1 pseudogene is annotated in these 685 nt (G+C 31.2%); it reads left to right on the top strand.

Going from position 1 to position 685, the window contains the following annotated elements:
- Positions 1–649 (top strand): annotated as a pseudogene (locus ASV53_RS25715) (hypothetical protein); the annotation flags it as partial.
- Positions 650–685 lie beyond the last annotated feature (36 nt).

The raw sequence follows: 685 nt of genomic DNA, 5'->3' as shown, positions 1-685 counted from the left end.
AACTAAAATAAATAGTAAGTCAGATAATAGCTCAGTTGTTGAAACTATTAGTATGTTGGTTAGCTCAATTATAAATTTGGAAAAAGAGCGTTCAACTTTGGAGTTTTTAGAGAATGAAGAAGATGAATATATTAAATATTTAAATCAACGGGAAGATTGTCTAAATAGAGTAGCAGACCTTAAAAAAAGCTCAAGTAGTGGTGATAACCTATATTCATTGAAAATTAGGAAAGATATCAAAGATAACTTTGTCAAGTGGCTTGATATTCTAAATACAACTAATGTTAGCAGAGAAATTGTCTTTGATAGTGACTTTAAGCCAGTGTTTGGTTATGAGTTTGCAAATGTAATTAAAGGCAGTACAAAAACACGTATAGTTCTAGCTATGCGAGCTGCTGTATTTGAAGCATATTTGAAAGAATCCAAGAGAGAGTTTAGATTCTTTATTTTGGATACACCAAAACAGCAGGAAATACAAACAAGTGATCTAACTAATTACTTAATTGAGCTTAATAATCTGGCTAGAGATAACAATGCGCAAATAATTTATTCTAGTACAGAGTTTAAACTTGATATGGGTAGTCGTGATAAAGAGTGGATACCTAAGTTTTCAGGTTTTGAGAAACCAATGTATTTAGGTAACATGTAGATCAAAGCGGATAAAAAAGGTCACGTAGTGACCTTT

This window comes from Photobacterium sanguinicancri (genome assembly GCF_002265265.1).
Lineage (GTDB): Bacteria > Pseudomonadota > Gammaproteobacteria > Enterobacterales > Vibrionaceae > Photobacterium > Photobacterium sanguinicancri.
Note: the sequence above shows the minus strand (reverse complement) of the source record. Positions and strands in the feature narration are given on the sequence as shown.